Raw genomic sequence first — 18,013 nt, forward strand, 5'->3', positions numbered from 1 at the left:
CTCTACAAATTTGCTGCACTGACGCGCGCGAAAGGAATATTTATGACTAAGCCAATTGTTCTTTCACTCGGCGAACTTTTATGGGATTTACTCCCACACGGAAAACGTGTTGGCGGAGCGCCAGCAAATTTTGCATATCACGCACAGTGTCACGGAGCGCAAAGTTGCATGATTAGTGCTGTTGGTCAAGACCAACTCGGCGATGAGCTGATTGACAAAGTAAACAAAGCTGGCATCGCTTCAATTATTCAACGCAACGCTTGGCCAACAAGCACTGTAGAAGTAACACTAAAAAATGGAATACCAGAGTACACTATTCTACGAAATATAGCATGGGATCATATTCTTTACACTCGAGAACTCATTGATTTAGTAGAACGAGCAGATGCAGTATGTTTTGGCACTCTAAGCTTACGTTCTCAAGAAACTCACGACACAATTTTACAATTGTTAAAGCATACTAAGCCTGGAGCAATGAAGTTCTTCGACATTAATATTAGAAGCGATCACTACTCTAAGGATCTTATTGACACATTACTTCAAGAAGCCACAGTATTTAAGCTTAATGATTCGGAACTATTCTTATTGCGCGACATGTTCAATATTCGCGACACTTCAGACGAGGAAGCTTGCAAGTGGTTCCAAGCTCGTTATGCACTAGATTATGTGATTCTTACAGGCGGCTCTACTTTTAGTACGATTACTACTAGCACTGGAGAAAGCTCAACTATCCCAACTCCACACGTTGACGTTCTTGACACAGTTGGTGCTGGGGACTCGTTCTCAGGAACATTCACAGCGCATATTCTTAAAGGAGAAAGCTTACAAGAGGCGCATCGCGCAGCTGTTAATACTGCAGCATTCGTGTGCACTCAAGAAGGAGCATGGCCTAAGTATCCAAAACAAATACCAGATTACTTGTCATTGGCAGAAAATAACAAATAGAACAAAAAATAAAATTTAAATTATAAGATACAAAAATGCCACTTCATAAACCATAATGAAGTGGCATTATTAATATCTTGTGGGGCCTCAGGGGCTTGAACCCTGGACCGACGGATTATGAGTCCGCTGCTCTAACCGACTGAGCTAAAGCCCCACGCTAACAAAGTTAGCAACGACTAGATTAGCACATACCCATAAACGTCGCCAACTCAGTGAGTCGAATTTTTGACCTTGCTTAGGATTACTGAGCTTGAAATCCCGATGATTTCAAGCTCGGTCAAAATCCAAACAAACAAAAACAAAACCCAACACAAAACCACACCAACCAAAATCTGCCTCCGTCAATAACGACGAAGGCAGACCTCGCTTGCGTTGAAAGCACACCGTGCTTTCAACCTGAGCAAGCTCGACGCTCTGAAGGAGCTTGAAATCCCGATGATTTCAAGCTCGGTCAGAACGTCCAGATGCGAAGTTATCAAGAGCACCAGTTTTGCGCAAAGCTAAATACACAAACCACACAAGCACTCCAGAAAGCAGCAATCCACTAATAAGCTCATTAAGCATGTGAATAGTAATATAAGTTGGAGCCTTACCTTGATACTTAGTAAATGTTAAGTAAACTCCATACTCAAACGCTACCAATAATCCAGATACAACGCTTAAAGTCAAATTAAACTTTCGCAAACGGAAAATTAAGAACGGAATCTCCGCAAACACACCCTGCAAAAGTGCGGAAATAAGCGTATCTCGCATATTAAACGGAGTTCCAAGAAGCACCTGTACAAATGCTGCAACAACATTTACATACACTGCAGAACCTGGTTTACGAATAAGCAAAACTGCAAGAGTTCCAGACAAATACCAAACACCATGCGTGATGCTTGCAAAACCAGGAAGAACAGCTGCATTCAAAGTACGAATCAAAGGAATAAACACCAAGCCATAGCCATACAAGATAACGCCAAAAACAGCAGCAAGAGCAGCACCTAATGCGATATCTGCAACACGCCAACGCATGCTTACAACCCTATTAATACTAGAAGCAGCATTACTATCCACTTGATCCGTTACACAATTAGATGATTCTAATCCATTATTATTTGTATTGAAAATATCGCTCATAGGAAATCCTTTTTTAAGCTGCTGCGCATTGTAAATTACTGAATTGAATACTTCCTGACCTACGCAGCCCGGGCAGAAGTACCAATGAGAAAGTGTATCATCTCTAAAAAGCACAACATACCTTTTGTGATATTTAATACATTGTCAGATGTTATATCGATTTATAGAAAAAATATATGAAAAACTAATTGCTGCGCAAAAATAGGGTAAGCAGTAAAAATAGAAATACAAAAATCAGAAATACGAAAAACGAAAAACGCCGCTGGAAACCCAGCGGCGTTGTAATTTGTACCCCCTAAGAGAGTCGAACTCTTGTTGTCAGATTGAAAGTCTGGTGTCCTAACCGTTAGACGAAGGGGGCTTCGAACCAAACCATATGATATTAACACTCAAAAAAGAGTCGCGCAACTCACGGCGTGTTGAGGCTAAGTACAACTGCAAAGCTACGAGAACAGCGGCGGCAAAGCATTATTGTACTATGTAGGTGAAGTCGTGAATCGTGCGACCAGCTTCCAAGCCTTTGCGCTCAAAATTCGTAAGAACTCGACCAGCAAAGCGCTCAGACTCGCTAAAATCTGCGTGCGGAAGAGCTGCTGCAGTATCAGCTGTACCTTTCCCTACATGCTCAATTGGAAGACTTGCGCTTAATTCGCCAATATTTGCAAAATCTTCGCGAGAATCCATAATCTCATGCACATGCAAAGCGTAGTCCTCAATATCTGTAGCAATGCGCCACGCACCCCCTCTACGCAACGCCTGGTGTATTGTAGAGGCAAGCTCTGGCTGCACAATACGACGCTTATGGTGGCGCATTTTAGGCCATGGATCCGGGAAGAAAGTCCAAACTTCTTCTAAAACTCCGCAGTCGCACGCAGCGAAGAAATCAGGAGCGTTAATTTGCGCAATACGAAGATTAGTCAAACCTTGCTTTCCAGCAAGAAGCATTGTGTGAGCAACGCCTGGATCATAAACTTCAAGCGCTAAAAAGTTAGTTTCCGGCAAACGTTCAGCTGCGGCAACAATGTTTTCGCCTTGCCCGGAACCAATTTCAACAATAAGCGGATTATCATTCCCCCACTTATCGCTAATCCAATCATGCGTAATATTCAAATTTTCGCGCAATCTAAATGAGCCAGGCGCTTCAGTAACGTCTAGCAGGTACTGACTTGCATAACGCTCCTGAGCGTGCTGTAAACGCGCATCTAAGCGCCCAGAACGACGCACAAATGACAATACAGTGCGTTGCTTGGCTTGCATAGTGTTTTCGTTTTCATTTTCAGTGCTCATGAGATTACTTTCGTTATTTGGGTTACATGCCTTTAGTTTAAATTCGCATGATTTTAGTCATGCTCGTACGCATCGCTTTTATGCTACCAAAAAGTATAAAAAAGCAGCGAAAGTTGTTAAACAAACGCTGCTCAATTAATTCTTTAGCAAATACAATTTTTAGGAGAACAAGTCACGCGCAGTATTGTCGTTCGGAGCATCCTCTACTTTGATATTCACTTGTGCTGGGCTTAGCAAAAATACCCTAGGAGTCACACGCTCAATAGAACCGCGAACACCAAATACAACTCCAGCAGAAAAATCAACAATACGATACGCAACCGATTCAGTTACACCAGTAAGGTTTAAAACCACTGGAACACCGTCACGCAAAGCACGACCTACCATTTGCGCATCATCGTAAGACTTAGGATGAATTGTAGTGATACGACTCATACGACTAGCATTCGCACGAGCAGAACCACCACGTAAATCATTACCATGTTGCGACACAGCAGGAGTTACCGAGCGATCATTATCGAATGACGTTTCTTGAACATCAGATTCAGCATAATCATCATCCTCAGGCACATCTGCCATACCAACGTATGACATCACGTTCTTCATAAAGCCAGCCATGAAGCAACCCTCCTCTCGTCACGCTTAACGCAGAAAATCAGGAATATCTAATTCGTCAGGTTCAGCAGGCTGCTGTACAGGAGCTGCCGCAGGAGAATATTGCTGATTCATTGCAGGCTCAAACATAGAAGGCATAGAAGCAGGTTGTTCTACTTGTGGAGCAGCTTGAGCTTCCTCTTTGAAAGATGAGGTAGACTGTGCAGGAGCTACAGGCTTAACATCTGCTTGCATATCAACAAACTGACCAGCTTTAGCTGAGGACTCCTCCGCCTTAGGATGAGCATCAAATCCAGCAGCAATAACCGTAACTCGAACCTCATCGCCGTAAGAATCATCGAGGGAAAGACCCCAAATAATTTGAGCTTCTGGATGAATAGCTTTACGAACAAGTTCAGTTGCAGCAGAAGCTTCCTGAAGCTTCAAATCACTTGGACCTGCGATATTAATCAAAGCACCGTGAGCACCCTCAATGCTTTCTTCCAGCAATGGGGAGCTAATAGCAATTTCAGCTGCCTGAGTTGCACGATCCTCGCCTTTTGCAGCACCAATACCGAACAATGCGGTACCTGCTCCGCGAAGAACAGCTGTAACATCAGAGAAATCAACATGAATGTAAGAATTCATGGTAATTAAATCAGTAATGCCTTGCACACCTGCGAGCAACGCAGTATCTGCCGTCTTAAATGCTTCAATAATTCCAATAGTACGATCAGAAATTTCCAAAAGACGATCGTTTGGAATAACAATCAACGCGTCAACTTCTTTGCGAAGATTCTCGATACCAAGTTTTGCAGATGCAGCACGTTGTGGTCCTTCAAAACCGAATGGACGTGTAACAACAGCAATAGTCAAAGCACCTTGCTGATGAGCTGCACGAGCCACAATTGGGCTTGCACCAGTACCTGTGCCGCCGCCTTCACCGCAGGTAACAAACACCATGTCAGCACCCTTAAGTGCCTCTTCAATGTCTGATTGATGATCCTGCGCAGCCTTAGCACCCTTTTCAGGATCAGCACCAGCGCCTAAGCCTCGGCTCGAAGCATCAGATAATGAAATCTTTACATCAGCATCAGAACGCAGTAAATCTTTAGCGTCAGTATTAATGGCCACAAACTCTACATTCTGTAGGCCCTCGCTGATCATCCGATTGACGGCGTTACCGCCGGCACCACCGACGCCGACTACCTTGATGATGGTTTTGTCGTTGAAATTGTCAGTCTGGGCAATCTCGCTCACCGTTATCTCCTGTCACTCACGCACGTTTACACAATATTTTAGCGCAAAACGCTCGATACTGACGACGTTTTCACAATAAACTGAAAAAATGTCACTGCTTTGATAATACACCGTGCTATATGCAAATATGAGCACAAGGTGATTTTAATAGAATATTCTCGAAATAATCAGAGCAAAAAAATGACGAAAGCCCTAGAAAACATTAGTAACTTGCATCCATTGGATCATCACCAAATAACGCCTCTCGCTCTTCGTGACTAGTTGTACGAGAATCTAACCACCCATACGGCAAATGAACTTTTTTAGCAAATCTAACTCGTCCACGCGGCGTGTCTAACACCTTTTCTGGCAAACGAAGAGAACCATCAAGCATATCGAGATTACGTTGAACATCCTCAATCGACTCGCACTCCATAAACGCTTTACGAGTGCCACCGCCAACAGGAAAGCCCTTTAAATACCAAGCAACATGCTTACGCAAGTCGTGAACAGCCATACGCTCGTCACCATCATAAAACTCAACTAAAAGCTTCAAGTGACGCAAAATAACGGAACCAACTTCTGCCAAAGTAGGATTCACACGATTATCGCTACCTTCGCAAGCATTGCGAATATCAGCAAACAACCATGGGCGACCTTGGCATCCTCGACCGATAGCAACGCCAGCGCAACCAGTTTCCTTAAACATTGCGAGCGCATCTTCCGCACCCCAAATATCACCATTGCCAAAAACGGGGATATTCAGCGCCTCTACAAGCTCCCCAATACGTTGCCAGTCTGAATGACCACCGTAATATTCTGCAGTTGTGCGAGCATGCAAAGTTACAGCAGCGCATCCTTCTTCTTGTGCAATATGACCAGCTTGAATAAAAGTTTCATGATTCTCGTCAATTCCAACACGGAATTTAGCCGTAACAGGGATTCCTGCTGGCTCACAAATAGAAACAACGCGATGCAAAATTTCTTGCAACAAATCAGTTTTCCAAGGAAGAGCAGAACCGCCACCGCGTCGCGTCACTTTTGGAACTGGGCAACCGAAGTTTAAGTCAACGTGGTCAGCCATGTTTTCGTCTACAACAATTCGAGCTGCCTGCTCAACAATAGAAGGATTTACACCATAAAGCTGCAAAGAGCGCACTTTTTCGCTAGGAGCAAAACGGCAAAGTCTAAGCGCTTTTGGATTTCTTGCAACTAAAGCTCGCGCTGTAATCATTTCTGCTACGTAAAGCCCATCCGGACCAAATTCGCGGCAAATTACGCGAAATGGCCAGTTAGTGATCCCAGCCATTGGAGATAGAACAACAGGAGTTGCAATATGAACTTTCCCTAAATCCACTGGTTTTATAGAAAAATTCATATTGCTTTAACTCCGTTCACTATAATAATAATTTTGCTTATTAATGCTTAAGCACTACTCAAACGCGTATTAGTACAATCCGCCAGCAGTAGCGATTTGTACAGGCTTAGACTCGTCTTCGCCAGCTTCTTTAGCAATATCCGTAGCACCGTCGGCTGCACGAGTACCAACGATTTCAACAGGACCTTGCGGATACTTAACACGTTTTTCGTTAATTCGGCTAGCAACGTAATCTGCAACCTTGTCCAAGGAAACGCGCTCTTGTTGCATAGTGTCGCGCTCGCGAATTGTAACAGCATGATCTTCCAAAGTATCGAAGTCGACTGTTACGCACAAAGGAGTACCAATTTCGTCCTCACGACGATAGCGGCGACCAATAGCACCAGCCTCATCGTAATCGATAACCCAATCATGCTGACGCAAATCTGCAGCCAAATCTTGAGCAACAGCTTGCAATTCTGGCTTCTTGCTCAAAGGCAAAACTGCAGCTTTAACAGGAGCCAAACGAGGATCAAGTCGAAGAACAGTGCGCTTGTCAACTCCGCCCTTAGTGTTTGGAGCTTCGTCAACGTCGTAAGCATCAACCAAGAATGCCATAAGCGAGCGCGTGAGACCAGCCGCAGGCTCAATAACGTAAGGCACATATTTTTCGCCAGTAGCCTGGTTAAAGTAGCTCAAATCCTCGCCGGAATGCTTAGCATGAGCAGACAAATCGTAGTCAGTACGGTTTGCAATACCCTCAAGCTCTCCCCAATCCGAACCTTGGAAGCCGAATTTGTATTCAATATCGACAGTGCGCTTGGAATAGTGGCTGAGCTTCTCCTTAGGATGCTCATACATGCGCAAGTTTTCTGGCTTCACACCCAAATCAACATACCAACGCACGCGAGTGTCAATCCAATACTGGTGCCAAGCTTCGTCGGTTCCAGGCTCTACGAAGAATTCCATTTCCATCTGCTCAAACTCGCGAGTGCGGAAGATGAAGTTTCCAGGCGTAATTTCGTTACGGAAAGACTTACCAATATTTGCAATACCGAAAGGTGGCTTTTGACGAGTAGAAGTCATGACGTTCTTAAAGTCAACGAAAATGCCCTGAGCTGTTTCTGGACGCAAATAATGCAAGCTATTTTCGTCTTCAACCGGTCCTAAATGAGTGCGAAGCATCATGTTGAAGTCGCGTGGCTCAGTCCAGTTTCCGCGAGTACCGCAATCTGGGCAAGCAATGTCTTTTAATCCATTTTCTGGCATTTTGTCGCCATGCTTTTCAGCATAAGACTCTTCCAACTTATCTGCACGATGACGCTTATGGCAATTCAAGCACTCAATCAAAGGATCGTTAAACACGGAAACGTGACCGGAAGCAACCCACACCTGTGAAGGCAGAATAACGGAAGTATCCACTCCAACAACATCTCCACGCGTGGTCACCATGTAGCGCCACCATTCGCGCTTGATATTATCTTTCAACGCAACACCGAGTGGGCCGTAATCCCACGCAGAACGCGTGCCACCGTAAATTTCGCCGGCTGGGAACACAAATCCTCGACGCTTAGCCAAGGAGACGACTTCATCAAGCTTTGAAACAGCCACAATACACCTTTTCGTAAAACTAGAAAATTCGGGTGAAAACGTTGCTATTATAGAAAAACCCTGTGACGCTTGTAAAATTGTTAAAGTAACTGTTAAAGTAACGCAAATTTATAAGTTTGTTGACGCATTATTTGGCGTTGTCTTGTTTTGCTAAATTTGCGTAAGATTACGATTTTAAAGGGATTGTTACTATGAGTGAAAATAATAACGGGAATACAAACGACCACACAAACGCTCACAAAACTAACACGGTCGCAGCGTTGTGTATTGCTCCAAGCGGAGTCGGAGACGAGTTGAGCGAGTACGTGGCGGATGCCGTACAAGTAATTCGCGATTCTGGATTAAAGAACGAAACTAACGCAATGTTCACGAATATTGAGGGCGAATTTGATGACGTTATGCGCGTTGTAAAAGACGCTACAATGGCTTTAGTCAGCAAAGGATACCGTACCGGAGTAATACTAAAATTAGATATTCGCCCTGGTTTTAGCAATCAAATTGACGCAAAAAGTGCGCTTGTAGATAAAATTCTCAACGAACGAAATAAAGAAGAATAAAACTGAAATCAAATAATCTCAAATAATCTCAAAACTCAAAAAAGTTATAATAAAACAAAGGAAAGCAGGAATTTATGCTGCAACTTACGGCAGTTCAAAAAATATTATCCGATTTAGATGAAACCCAAGCAGAACGAGAAAAACAATACAAATACTTTCATCAACATCCTGAACTGTCAATGAAAGAAGATCATACAGCTCAAACAATTATTGATATTCTTAGCAAAGTTGGGATTGAAACAAAGCGAGTTGGAAAAACAGGCGCTGTGGCAGAAATTAAAAACGGCGAAGGTCCTGTTGTTGCTATGAGAGCGGATATCGATGCGCTTCCAATTAAAGAAAATTCAGGAAAAGATTACACTTCAACAGTTAGCACGCAAGACGAAAATGGCAAAACGGTTGGAGTTTCACACGCTTGCGGTCACGATTTTCATATTTCCAGCCTACTTGGTGCCTTGAAGGCTTTTAATGAACATAAAGATGCTTGGAGAGGAACGTACATTGGCGTTTTTCAGCCTGGAGAAGAAACAGCTCAAGGCGCAAAAGACTTGGTGGAAAATGGCATTACGAGCATGATTGCAAAGCCCGACGTTTACCTTGGTCAGCATGTGTTGGGTGCTATTCCTGCAGGAACAGTCGGTATTCGTTCGGGCGCATTCTTAACTACTGCAGCTTCGATTCGCGTGCACATTTTTGGTAAAGGTTCGCATGGTTCTATGCCTGAGTTGAGCGTTGACCCGGTGGTTGTTGCTTCATCAATTGTGCTTAAATTGCAGACGATTGTTTCTCGCGAACTTGCAGCTAAAGATTACGCAATTGTTACAGTTGGCGCGCTTAATGCAGGAAGTAAGTCGAATATTATTCCTGATGATGCCGAGCTTTTAATTAACACAAGAACTTATAGCGAAGATACTCAAGAATTTGTGCACAATGCTATTGAACGAATTGTGCGTGGAGAGTGCGAGCTTGCAAGATGCCCTAAAGAACCAGAGTTTACGTATTATGATCGCTATCCGCTTACGAATAATGATCAGAATGCGTCTTTGCGCGTGCGTAAAGCTTTTGATGAATACTTTGGAGAAGATTCTGTAGATATTTCGCGCGCTTCTGCTTCGGAAGATTTTTCTATAGTCGCGAACGCTTTTAAAACTCCTTACGCTTACTGGGGCTTAGGTGGTTTTGCGGATATGCAGAATGCTCCTGGAAATCACAATCCGGCATTCGCCCCAGATTTGCAGCCCACTCTTAATCGCGGATTAGAAGCTGCAGTCGTAGCAGCTTGCGCTTGGCTCGCTAACGAAAAGTAACAAATCTTAGTGAGATACTAGGCGTTTTTTACGCCACCAAATCTGCGGTCGCGATGCGCATAACGGTCGATTGATCTCCACAGCGCTTCGCGGCCGTAATCCGGGAATAGTTCCGGCACAAAATCAAGTTCCGCGTAGGATGCTTGCCAAGGCAAAAAGTTGCTAGTGCGCTGCTCGCCGGAAGTGCGAATCACCAAATCGCAATCTGGAATATCCGGATTATACAAGTGCTCAGCAATCATTTTTTCACTTACGCGATCGCCTTTAATTTTGCCGTCTCGAATTTCTTTCGCAATTTGTGCGCAAGCATCCGCAATTTCTGCACGACCGCCGTAATTTATGCAAAAAACAACGTCAATAGTTTTATTATTTTTGGTGATTTCTTGCGCTTTTTCCAACTCGTCAATAACAGACTTCCACAAACGAGGACGACGACCTGCCCAACGAACTCGCACTCCCCACTCGTTCATTTGTGCAACTCGCCTATGAATAATCTCCCTAGAAAATCCCATTAAAAAGCGCACTTCTTGCGGAGATCGCTTCCAATTTTCGGTAGAAAAAGTGTATAAGCTTAAATAGCGAACTCCTGCTTCTATAGCTCCTGCAATAACGTCAAAAACTACCGGTTCTGCAGCTTTATGACCTTCGGTTCGAATCATTCCGCGCTCTTTTGCCCAGCGTCCGTTTCCGTCCATAATCACACCGACATGACGAGGCACTTTGCCCTTAGGAAAATCTGGTATGCGAGAAGGGTCACTAAAAGGAGCCGCTGGAATATCAAGCGACGTATAATCCACGTTTTCAAAAGCCATACTTACGAATGTAACAACCCCATCGAACGAATAGGTCGCTCAAGATAATATTCAGCCCATTGCTGAACGCATCGCATAGTAGAAGAATCAACCGACACTCCGTCAAGAACAGACCAGTTTCCTTGCGCAAGCGCACACAATTGCAAACGCGTCGAATTAGCACAAACTATTGAATCCGGAGTGTGATCACTTGCACACATCATTCCACCTGTGCAAGGCGAAAAATAGCATAAATCTTCATTTTTTCCACATACAACACAAGCCTGTAGTCGCGGAGACCACCCAGCTAATGACAATGCTCGCAATATATACGACATGCCAATAGCATCAGGAGAATGCTTATGCTTAGACAATGAAAGTAAAGCCGCAGTAAGCAGACGATACTGCCCTAGCGTATCTTGATATTCACGCCTGTATTCATCTGTATATTCGTTAGAAACAAGCAAATCCACAACTTCAAGCATGACGTTTGCATACTCATAGGACGTATAATCTGCACAAATTTCACCAGCATAAGCAGCAATAGAAACAGCCTGCGAGACTACATCCAAAGATTTACCTTGCGCAAGAAGCAAATCAACACGCATAAGCGGCTCAAGACGACCACCAAAACGTGATTTAAGCCTACGAACTCCCTTCGCAACAGCACGAACTTTACCATGCCGCTTAGTAAGAAGCACAACAATCCTATCCGCTTCACCTAAAGGAAAAGTACGAAGCACAACAGCTTCATCGCGATACAATGGCATGAATCAAACTATATCTTTTTTAATAGTTAGATTAATTACGATCGTTATTTTCCGAATCGTCGTCGCTTTGAGAAGAGCTACCGAAATTAGTAGATTCATCAATATGGCCAATAATTGGGAATGACAAATCTGGAATATCTAAACTCAATGGCTTACTCGGTTGCAAATCAGAAACATGCAACTCCGGAATATTAAGCGAGGAATGCTGCGACGAATGCTGTGCAGGATCTTGAGGAGCAAATGATGGAATTGACTCAGCAGGAGCCGGTGCAGGAGCCGCAACAGGCTTAGGTGCAGGTGAATTATTGCGATTACGAGCTGCAGGAGTGAAAGAAGGAGGTAGTACAGAAGATTCAGAAGAGTTTCGCATTACTGTAGCGCTTTGCAAAAGCTCGTCATTGCTATCAGTATCGTTAAGAACATTAGAAGGCTTACTTGCAGCAGCATGAGGTGTAAATATTGCGCGCTCAGACTTATTTAACGCTTCAAACGAATCATTGGAATCTTGATTAGCATAATCTACAGGAGCAAAAATGCTTTGTTTATCATGATTTGGCACGCTAGGTATTGAGCGAGGTGCAATCTTAGGCAACCTATCCGCAGTGTCTTCATCTTCCACAGCATCCTCAACAGGTTTGAATATTGAAGAAGCAGAAGGTTCAGTGGCAGAAGCGGAAGAAGCGGCAGAAGCAGCACTGAAATCAGATGCAGGCTTTATTGAAGGAGCAAATGATGGAACAGGCTCTTCATAATGGTTATAAGATTCCGTAGATTCTGAAGATTTAGCAGGCTCTTCAGCTTTAGTTACAGGAATAACAGAAGGTGGAACGGAAGGAGGAACAGAAGCAGGAGCAGAATAAGATTCAGATTCTGCTCGAGAGTATGAGGAACTACTATTATCCGCATCAACATACTGTTCTACACGCTCAAAAGATTCCAAGCTGCTAAGCAAACGCACACAAGCGTTTAAATAATAATCAACTTGACGCTCATCATAACCGTGCTTACCATTTTTCTGCGTAAAAATCACATTAGAAACATAAGCAGAATCAATATCTTGCAATGTTTCTTTGTCTGTTTCCCACTCAAGCTCATGACCAAGCATAAGAGCAATCTTATCTAAGGCTTGATCGACCATAATATCCACTTGTTTACGCGCATAAGATGGGTGACGCGAAGAGCCACGATCAAAACGATCGCGATAATCTCTTTGAGCATGTTGCAAAAGTTTACGATAAAGCGCTTCTACACGAGCTTTCCATGCAACTCGTCCGCATTGCGCCAATTCTTGCTCAGTGCACTTATCTACTACCGCACGTTCCAAACGCGATAACGCAGCATCAACTTGACCAATAATGTAACCATTACGCTCCAAGTCAAAAGAAACCTCTTGAATATCTTTCTGCGTGAGTCGAGCTTCATCGCTTTCGTACAAAGTGTGAGCGCGCTCTAGAAAAGCATTCACCTGCGCGACGTTATATCCTAACTTACGCTTACCCACACGCTCCATTGCTGAAGCATTACGAGCGGTATCAGGTTTCTGAGCCATCGAATATCGACCTCCTGAGCACATGTTCTTATTCAGTATACTGTACGCGATTGTTACGACGCGCGCCACACGTTGCATTCGTACACACCATCATGTATGTTTTTAATTTGTTGCGAACGGGCGATTAGCTCAGCTGGCTAGAGCGCCACCTTTACACGGTGGATGTCGGGGGTTCGAGTCCCTCATCGCCCACTTTCTTTTTTATCTATTTTCTGTTTTATCTATTTTCTGCTTTATTTGGTTTGTAGTTTTATTTCACATTGCAGCTTGGCAATTTATTTGCCCCATGACCAGAACCAATAGCTTTTAACGCTTTGTAAGCATCATCCAATGTTTTTACACTTACAACGCGCAAGCCTTGTGGCACATGCCCAACAATTTCATTGCAATTATCGTAAGGTGCTAAGAACCAAGTGGCCCCATCTCTTTTAGCTGCAATCATCTTTAACCGAATACCGCCAATTTCGCCAATTTTTTGCGATTTTTCAATAGTTCCAGTTCCGGCTATCGTCTTACCACCAGTTTCTTGTTCAGGAGTAAGTTTGTCAAGAATCCCTAGAGTGTACATCATTCCAGCAGACGGTCCACCAATATCTTCAATATGTAAACGAACTTTTACATCTTCTTTTTTAATTCCAAGGTGCTTAGACGCGTACTGCAACGCAACATTTTGAGCAAGACTTTGCGAATCATCCATCTCGTTCGTAGATTCCTTCTCATACTCATCAGCGCTCTGCCCTACTGGCACAATAGCTTCACGAGGCAGCAAACTTTTATGAGGATCCATCCATGAAGTCAATGAATAAAATGTTGAAACTTCATATCCAGGAACACCAGAAACATTGACAGTAATCAACAATAACTTACCAGTATCATGATTCTCTTTTACTCGAGAACCAGACATATCAATCACAGGAGTATTTGATAGGGATCCTAAAACATCCTTCGTTGGACCAGGCTCTTCTACGACGTATGCGCTTGGAAGCGACAACGCAAAAATCGCAACAATTACTGTAAAGAATCCTGCAAAATATCGCAAAGAATGCGAAGTAATGTACAAAACTAAAGCATGAGGCAGCGAGCGCAAGAATCTAAAACACGTACGGAATACACTAGCACCTGTAGAAAAGCGAAACATGCTTGTATCATGACACAAGCCCTATATAGTTTTGCTTTAAAATATATTTGCACGCAAGTTATAGCGCATAAAACCATATTATCAAGTAGAATATTTGTATTAAAAAATATTTTTATTAAGAAGATGCGCTAAACTCGCATATAAAGACGTGTAAAATACGTATAAATACTTATAAAATACGTACAAATACGTGCAGATACGAAACGTATAAAAATAAAAACTGTAAATTATGCAACACGTGGCACGAGAAGGATACGCTCATGAATGACGATGCAATTCACCAATGGCTCATTGAATGCTTTGGGCCAATACAAGGAGAAGAAGCATGGAAACAACTTGATCAGCTTCCTTTTGAGCTACGCGAACAACTCTTAAATCAGAATCCAGATAAACTTCCTAAACCAGACGAAGTTCACGGAATGATGCAAGCTTTTAGTGCAGGCGGTCTTAATAATCCATACGAAATGGAAGCAACACTTGAAGAAGGGCCAATTAATCGCAAGTTAGCGCAATCTATTGCTTTACAACACGCTAATGGCGATCAAGGAAATGTAAATGCAGACGTAGCAGATGCCACACGAAGATCTTTAAGCCAAGCGAACTTGTGGCTAGATATAACGTGCAATTTCAATCCTGCTCCTGGAACGCCAGAAGTATTATCTAGAGCTGATTGGGTAGAAAAAACGCTGGAAGCTTGGGTTAAATTCGCTAATCCTGTTGCAAAATCAGTAAACGAAGCACTCACTTCTGTTATTGAAGAGCGATTCCGCGATGTGGATGATGCTGAAGTAAAAGGATTATTTGCAGGAGTTGTGCCAATTCCGCTGCCTGAAGGAATGAATAATCCAGCGCAACTAATGAAACTGCTTGGAAACACTTCGTTTGCTATGCAACTAGGTCAAGCAGCTGGAGCACTTTCACACGAAGTGCACGGCAGTTTTGATCAAGGTCTTGCGCTTTTACAAAATCCTGCAGGCGGATTAATTCCATATAATTGCATTGAGTATGCAAAAGTGTGGGAATTGGATATTACAGAAGTCATGAATTATTTGGCTTTGCGAGAAGCTGCACACGCAAGATTATTTGCATCCGCGCCATGGCTTATGCCACGATTTGAAGCGCTGATTATTAAGTACGCAAACGGAATAAGCATTGACTTAGAAGCTATGGAAGAACAGCTTCGCGACGTGGAAACAATGAATCCGGAAGCAATTTCAGGAGCTGTTAATTTGCAAAATATTGGCAGCAATGATTCTGAAGAGCAGCGTCAAGCTTTGCACAGTTTGGAAACTTTGCTTGCACTTGTTGAAGGTTGGGTTGATTGCGTTACATGGCAGTCTGGAATGGCTCATATTGTGCACATTGAGCAGTTGCGAGAGATGATGCGTCGCGAGCGGGCTGCAGGAGGGCCTGCAGAAGTGACGTTTGAATCGTTACTTGGTTTGCACTTGCGCCCTCGCCGTATGCGTGAGGCATCGCAATTGTGGGAAAAGTTGACTCGCGAGCGCAGTATTGAAGAGCGAGATAGCTTGTGGAGTCATCCAGATTTGTTGCCAACTTTGCCAGAAGCTAGCGAAGTTACGAAAGACGCTAGTAATGAAAGTAAAGTTGGTAACGACGCTGGTGACGCAGGTAACGTAGTTACGAAGGAAATCGATGCTGAGGATGCAACGGAAACTGCTGCAAAAAATGCAACAGAAACTCAGTCTAATCAAACTAATGAAGCAACTGAAAAAACTAGCGAAAGTCACGAAAGTCACGAAAGTGCGGACAATTACGAAAGTAACAAAAATATTGCTAACGCTATCGAAAATGCGCCTATCGAAAAATCGTTTGAAAAATTAACAGAAGACGATTTAGGCACAAATGATTGGGATGCTGAACTTAGCAAGCTTTTGGAAGAGGATGCGCGCCAAAAGAAGCAAAACAGCGAATCCGGTAACGAAGCTGGCAACGAATCTGGTAACAAAAACAGTAACGAATCCGGCAATTCCGACGAAACTGATGCTGACGTCGAATAAAACTCTTGTAAAACTCCTGATTCAATAACAATCCAGCTGAATAATCGACCTCAACGCTCAAAACGGCAGAAACTGTGCAACTGTGTAAAGAAAAGGTCGGCTACGCGCCAAAAAACGGCATAAACTGTGCACGAGCGTAAAGTTTATGCCGCGAGATTAAGCCAGAAAGCGGCTAGGTACACGATTCATGCCAGTTCCACTGTCTTTTCTAGAAGCGTAAGAAAGATGCAAAGTCTTTTCTGCGCGAGTTATTGCAACGTACATAAGTCTGCGCTCTTCTTCCAAGGCACTGTCATCAGCCGTAGAGCCAAAAGGAATAAGCCCTTCAGAACAGCCAATTACGTAAACATGCGCAAACTCTAAACCTTTAACAGCATGAATAGTTGAAACAGTAACAGTTGAAATATTAGAAGATGCAAAAACGTCAGAAATACCTTGAGCACCATAGCTTTGCGCATCCTCTAAAACATTTCGCTGCCACCCCACGTCTTTTCTCACGCGATACGGAAGTTTTGCTACTTTTAACGCTTTACAAACTACTTGCTGTTGAGCATTGGTTCTCGTTAGTATTGCGCACTCCCCAAGATGCGCAACACCGCTTTTTACAAGTTTTGCAATTTGCTCAACCACGCCCAAAGCTTCTTCAACATCGGTGGCAAAAACTTGCTGACTAACGCGAACACCACCTTTCGTTGCAGCTTTAACTTTTACGTAATCCTTTTTATGTGCAGAAGCAGCAAGCACTCTATTAGCAAGACCTACGATGCGTTCTGTGGAGCGGTAGTCAGTATTCAAACTAATATCTGCACCAAGAGGCGCAAATTCTTGCGGAAATGAAAGCAAATAGTAACTATTCGCACCTGCAAACGAGTAGATTGTTTGCGCAGGATCGCCCACTACGCAAATATCGCGGTTCTGCCCCATCCATAATCGCAACAATTCATGCTGTAAGGGAGACACATCCTGATATTCATCAACTGTGATCCATCCGATTGATTGCTTAATACGGTTTGCAGCTTCCGGAAAATTTCGTAAAATATGGCAGCAAAGTAGAAGAATATCGTTAAAATCTATGCAATTATGCGCATTTTTTTCGGTTTCGTAAGCTTCATATATATCGACAAATTGCTGCGGCTCTATGCCTGCAGGAGGCAAACGATGCGTAGAAGCGCACACACGCAAGTAATCGTCAGGCGCAATAAGCGAAACTTTCGCCCAATTAATTTCTGCCAAAATATCGCGAGTTTGCAACAAAGTCATATCTGCAAAATCTGGATAACGTTTAAGCGCAGAAGCTATGATTTGCTGAGAATCATTCATAATTGACGGGAATTGTGCTGAACAGACGTCGTTCCACACACTGCGAATTTGTTGCAAAGCCGCAGAATGAAATGTTGAGACGCATCCGATATTGCTTACACCAAGAGCCTCAATACGCGATCTCATTTCCGCAGCTGCTTTTACAGAAAAAGTAACTGCCAAAACTCTTTCAGGATCCCACTTACCAGTAGCGCAAGCATACGCAATTCTGCGCGTAATAGTGCGCGTTTTACCAGCTCCTGCACAAGCTATAATGCGCACAGGTCCTTCTAGCGCGGTAGCAGCTTCGCGTTGCGAATCATCCAACCCGTCTAAAAGCGCTCCTGGAGAAATCACTTGCGAAGTTTTAGACGTCACTTGCGAAGTCACTTGCGAAGTTTCTGGTGAAGAATTCATAATTCTATT

At 43.4% G+C, this 18,013-nt stretch carries 15 protein-coding genes and 3 tRNA genes; 5 read left to right on the forward strand and 13 right to left on the reverse strand.

The annotated features are described in order from the left end of the window. Nucleotides 1-42: 42 nt before the first annotated feature. Nucleotides 43-945, forward strand: a complete 903-nt coding sequence (locus HXT58_RS03925) for a carbohydrate kinase family protein (protein WP_004105130.1) — start codon at nucleotides 43-45, stop codon at nucleotides 943-945. An 80-nt stretch (nucleotides 946-1,025) separates the two neighbouring features. Here the strand turns inward: HXT58_RS03925 and HXT58_RS03930 are convergent. From HXT58_RS03930 to HXT58_RS03965, 8 genes are all read right to left on the reverse strand, one after another. Further along, nucleotides 1,026-1,099 (reverse strand) — tRNA-Ile (locus HXT58_RS03930). A gap of 287 nt (nucleotides 1,100-1,386) precedes the next feature. Next, nucleotides 1,387-2,067: an ECF transporter S component gene (locus HXT58_RS03935; protein ID WP_032835265.1), complete on the reverse strand. Its 681-nt coding sequence runs from the start codon at nucleotides 2,065-2,067 to the stop codon at nucleotides 1,387-1,389. 289 nt (nucleotides 2,068-2,356) lie between these two features. After that, nucleotides 2,357-2,428, reverse strand: a tRNA-Glu gene (locus HXT58_RS03940). A 107-nt stretch (nucleotides 2,429-2,535) separates the two neighbouring features. Continuing rightward, entirely contained in the window at nucleotides 2,536-3,354 is an 819-nt protein-coding gene (gene trmB / locus HXT58_RS03945; RefSeq protein WP_116442639.1) for a tRNA (guanosine(46)-N7)-methyltransferase TrmB, read from the reverse strand. 159 nt (nucleotides 3,355-3,513) lie between these two features. Then, nucleotides 3,514-3,972 carry a cell division protein SepF gene (locus HXT58_RS03950; protein ID WP_004105139.1) on the reverse strand — a complete coding sequence of 153 codons (459 nt, stop codon included), beginning with the start codon at nucleotides 3,970-3,972 and terminating at the stop codon, nucleotides 3,514-3,516. Between the two features lie 24 nt (nucleotides 3,973-3,996). After that, the gene (gene ftsZ, locus HXT58_RS03955) at nucleotides 3,997-5,208 is read right to left on the reverse strand and encodes a cell division protein FtsZ (RefSeq protein WP_032835254.1); all 1,212 of its coding nucleotides are present in this window, start codon (nucleotides 5,206-5,208) and stop codon (nucleotides 3,997-3,999) included. Between the two features lie 202 nt (nucleotides 5,209-5,410). After that, nucleotides 5,411-6,565 carry a tRNA dihydrouridine synthase DusB gene (dusB, locus tag HXT58_RS03960; protein WP_415706199.1) on the reverse strand — a complete coding sequence of 385 codons (1,155 nt, stop codon included), beginning with the start codon at nucleotides 6,563-6,565 and terminating at the stop codon, nucleotides 5,411-5,413. A gap of 69 nt (nucleotides 6,566-6,634) precedes the next feature. Beyond that, on the reverse strand, nucleotides 6,635-8,155 hold the full coding sequence (locus HXT58_RS03965) for a glycine--tRNA ligase (RefSeq protein ID WP_004105144.1): 1,521 nt from the start codon (nucleotides 8,153-8,155) through the stop codon (nucleotides 6,635-6,637). Nucleotides 8,156-8,346: 191 nt separating this feature from the next. On the opposite strand from HXT58_RS03965, the gene HXT58_RS03970 reads away from it, so the two are divergent. Both HXT58_RS03970 and HXT58_RS03975 read left to right on the forward strand, forming a co-directional pair. Next, entirely contained in the window at nucleotides 8,347-8,712 is a 366-nt protein-coding gene (locus HXT58_RS03970; protein ID WP_004105145.1) for an MTH1187 family thiamine-binding protein, read from the forward strand. Nucleotides 8,713-8,786: 74 nt separating this feature from the next. Next, the gene (locus tag HXT58_RS03975; RefSeq protein ID WP_415706197.1) at nucleotides 8,787-10,019 is read left to right on the forward strand and encodes a M20 family metallopeptidase; all 1,233 of its coding nucleotides are present in this window, start codon (nucleotides 8,787-8,789) and stop codon (nucleotides 10,017-10,019) included. Nucleotides 10,020-10,036: 17 nt separating this feature from the next. Here the strand turns inward: HXT58_RS03975 and HXT58_RS03980 are convergent, their stop codons facing one another. Genes HXT58_RS03980 through HXT58_RS03990 form a run of 3 tightly spaced genes read right to left on the reverse strand, consistent with a single transcriptional unit; the run spans nucleotide 10,037 to nucleotide 13,129 of the window. Further along, a complete protein-coding gene (locus HXT58_RS03980; protein ID WP_101885948.1) occupies nucleotides 10,037-10,831 on the reverse strand; it encodes an isoprenyl transferase in 795 nt (264 codons plus the stop codon). 2 nt (nucleotides 10,832-10,833) lie between these two features. Beyond that, complete coding sequence (gene recO, locus HXT58_RS03985) at nucleotides 10,834-11,580, reverse strand: DNA repair protein RecO (protein ID WP_101885947.1); 747 nt, start codon at nucleotides 11,578-11,580, stop codon at nucleotides 10,834-10,836. Nucleotides 11,581-11,611: 31 nt separating this feature from the next. Further along, entirely contained in the window at nucleotides 11,612-13,129 is a 1,518-nt protein-coding gene (locus HXT58_RS03990) for a DivIVA domain-containing protein (RefSeq protein WP_415706194.1), read from the reverse strand. 118 nt (nucleotides 13,130-13,247) lie between these two features. On the opposite strand from HXT58_RS03990, the gene HXT58_RS03995 reads away from it, so the two are divergent. After that, nucleotides 13,248-13,321 (forward strand) — tRNA-Val (locus HXT58_RS03995). A gap of 58 nt (nucleotides 13,322-13,379) precedes the next feature. Here HXT58_RS03995 and HXT58_RS04000 read toward each other — a convergent pair. Further along, nucleotides 13,380-14,267 (reverse strand): YlbL family protein, encoded by an 888-nt coding sequence (locus HXT58_RS04000; RefSeq protein ID WP_415706192.1) that lies wholly within the window; start codon nucleotides 14,265-14,267, stop codon nucleotides 13,380-13,382. Between the two features lie 260 nt (nucleotides 14,268-14,527). On the opposite strand from HXT58_RS04000, the gene HXT58_RS04005 reads away from it, so the two are divergent. Further along, entirely contained in the window at nucleotides 14,528-16,288 is a 1,761-nt protein-coding gene (locus HXT58_RS04005; protein WP_421775611.1) for a zinc-dependent metalloprotease, read from the forward strand. 156 nt (nucleotides 16,289-16,444) lie between these two features. On the opposite strand, the gene HXT58_RS04010 is transcribed toward HXT58_RS04005, so the two are convergent. Beyond that, complete coding sequence (locus HXT58_RS04010) at nucleotides 16,445-18,004, reverse strand: ATP-dependent helicase (protein WP_415706189.1); 1,560 nt, start codon at nucleotides 18,002-18,004, stop codon at nucleotides 16,445-16,447. Nucleotides 18,005-18,013: the final 9 nt, after the last annotated feature.

Source organism: Gardnerella sp. KA01000 (genome assembly GCF_049244035.1).
GTDB lineage: Bacteria > Actinomycetota > Actinomycetes > Actinomycetales > Bifidobacteriaceae > Bifidobacterium > Bifidobacterium leopoldii.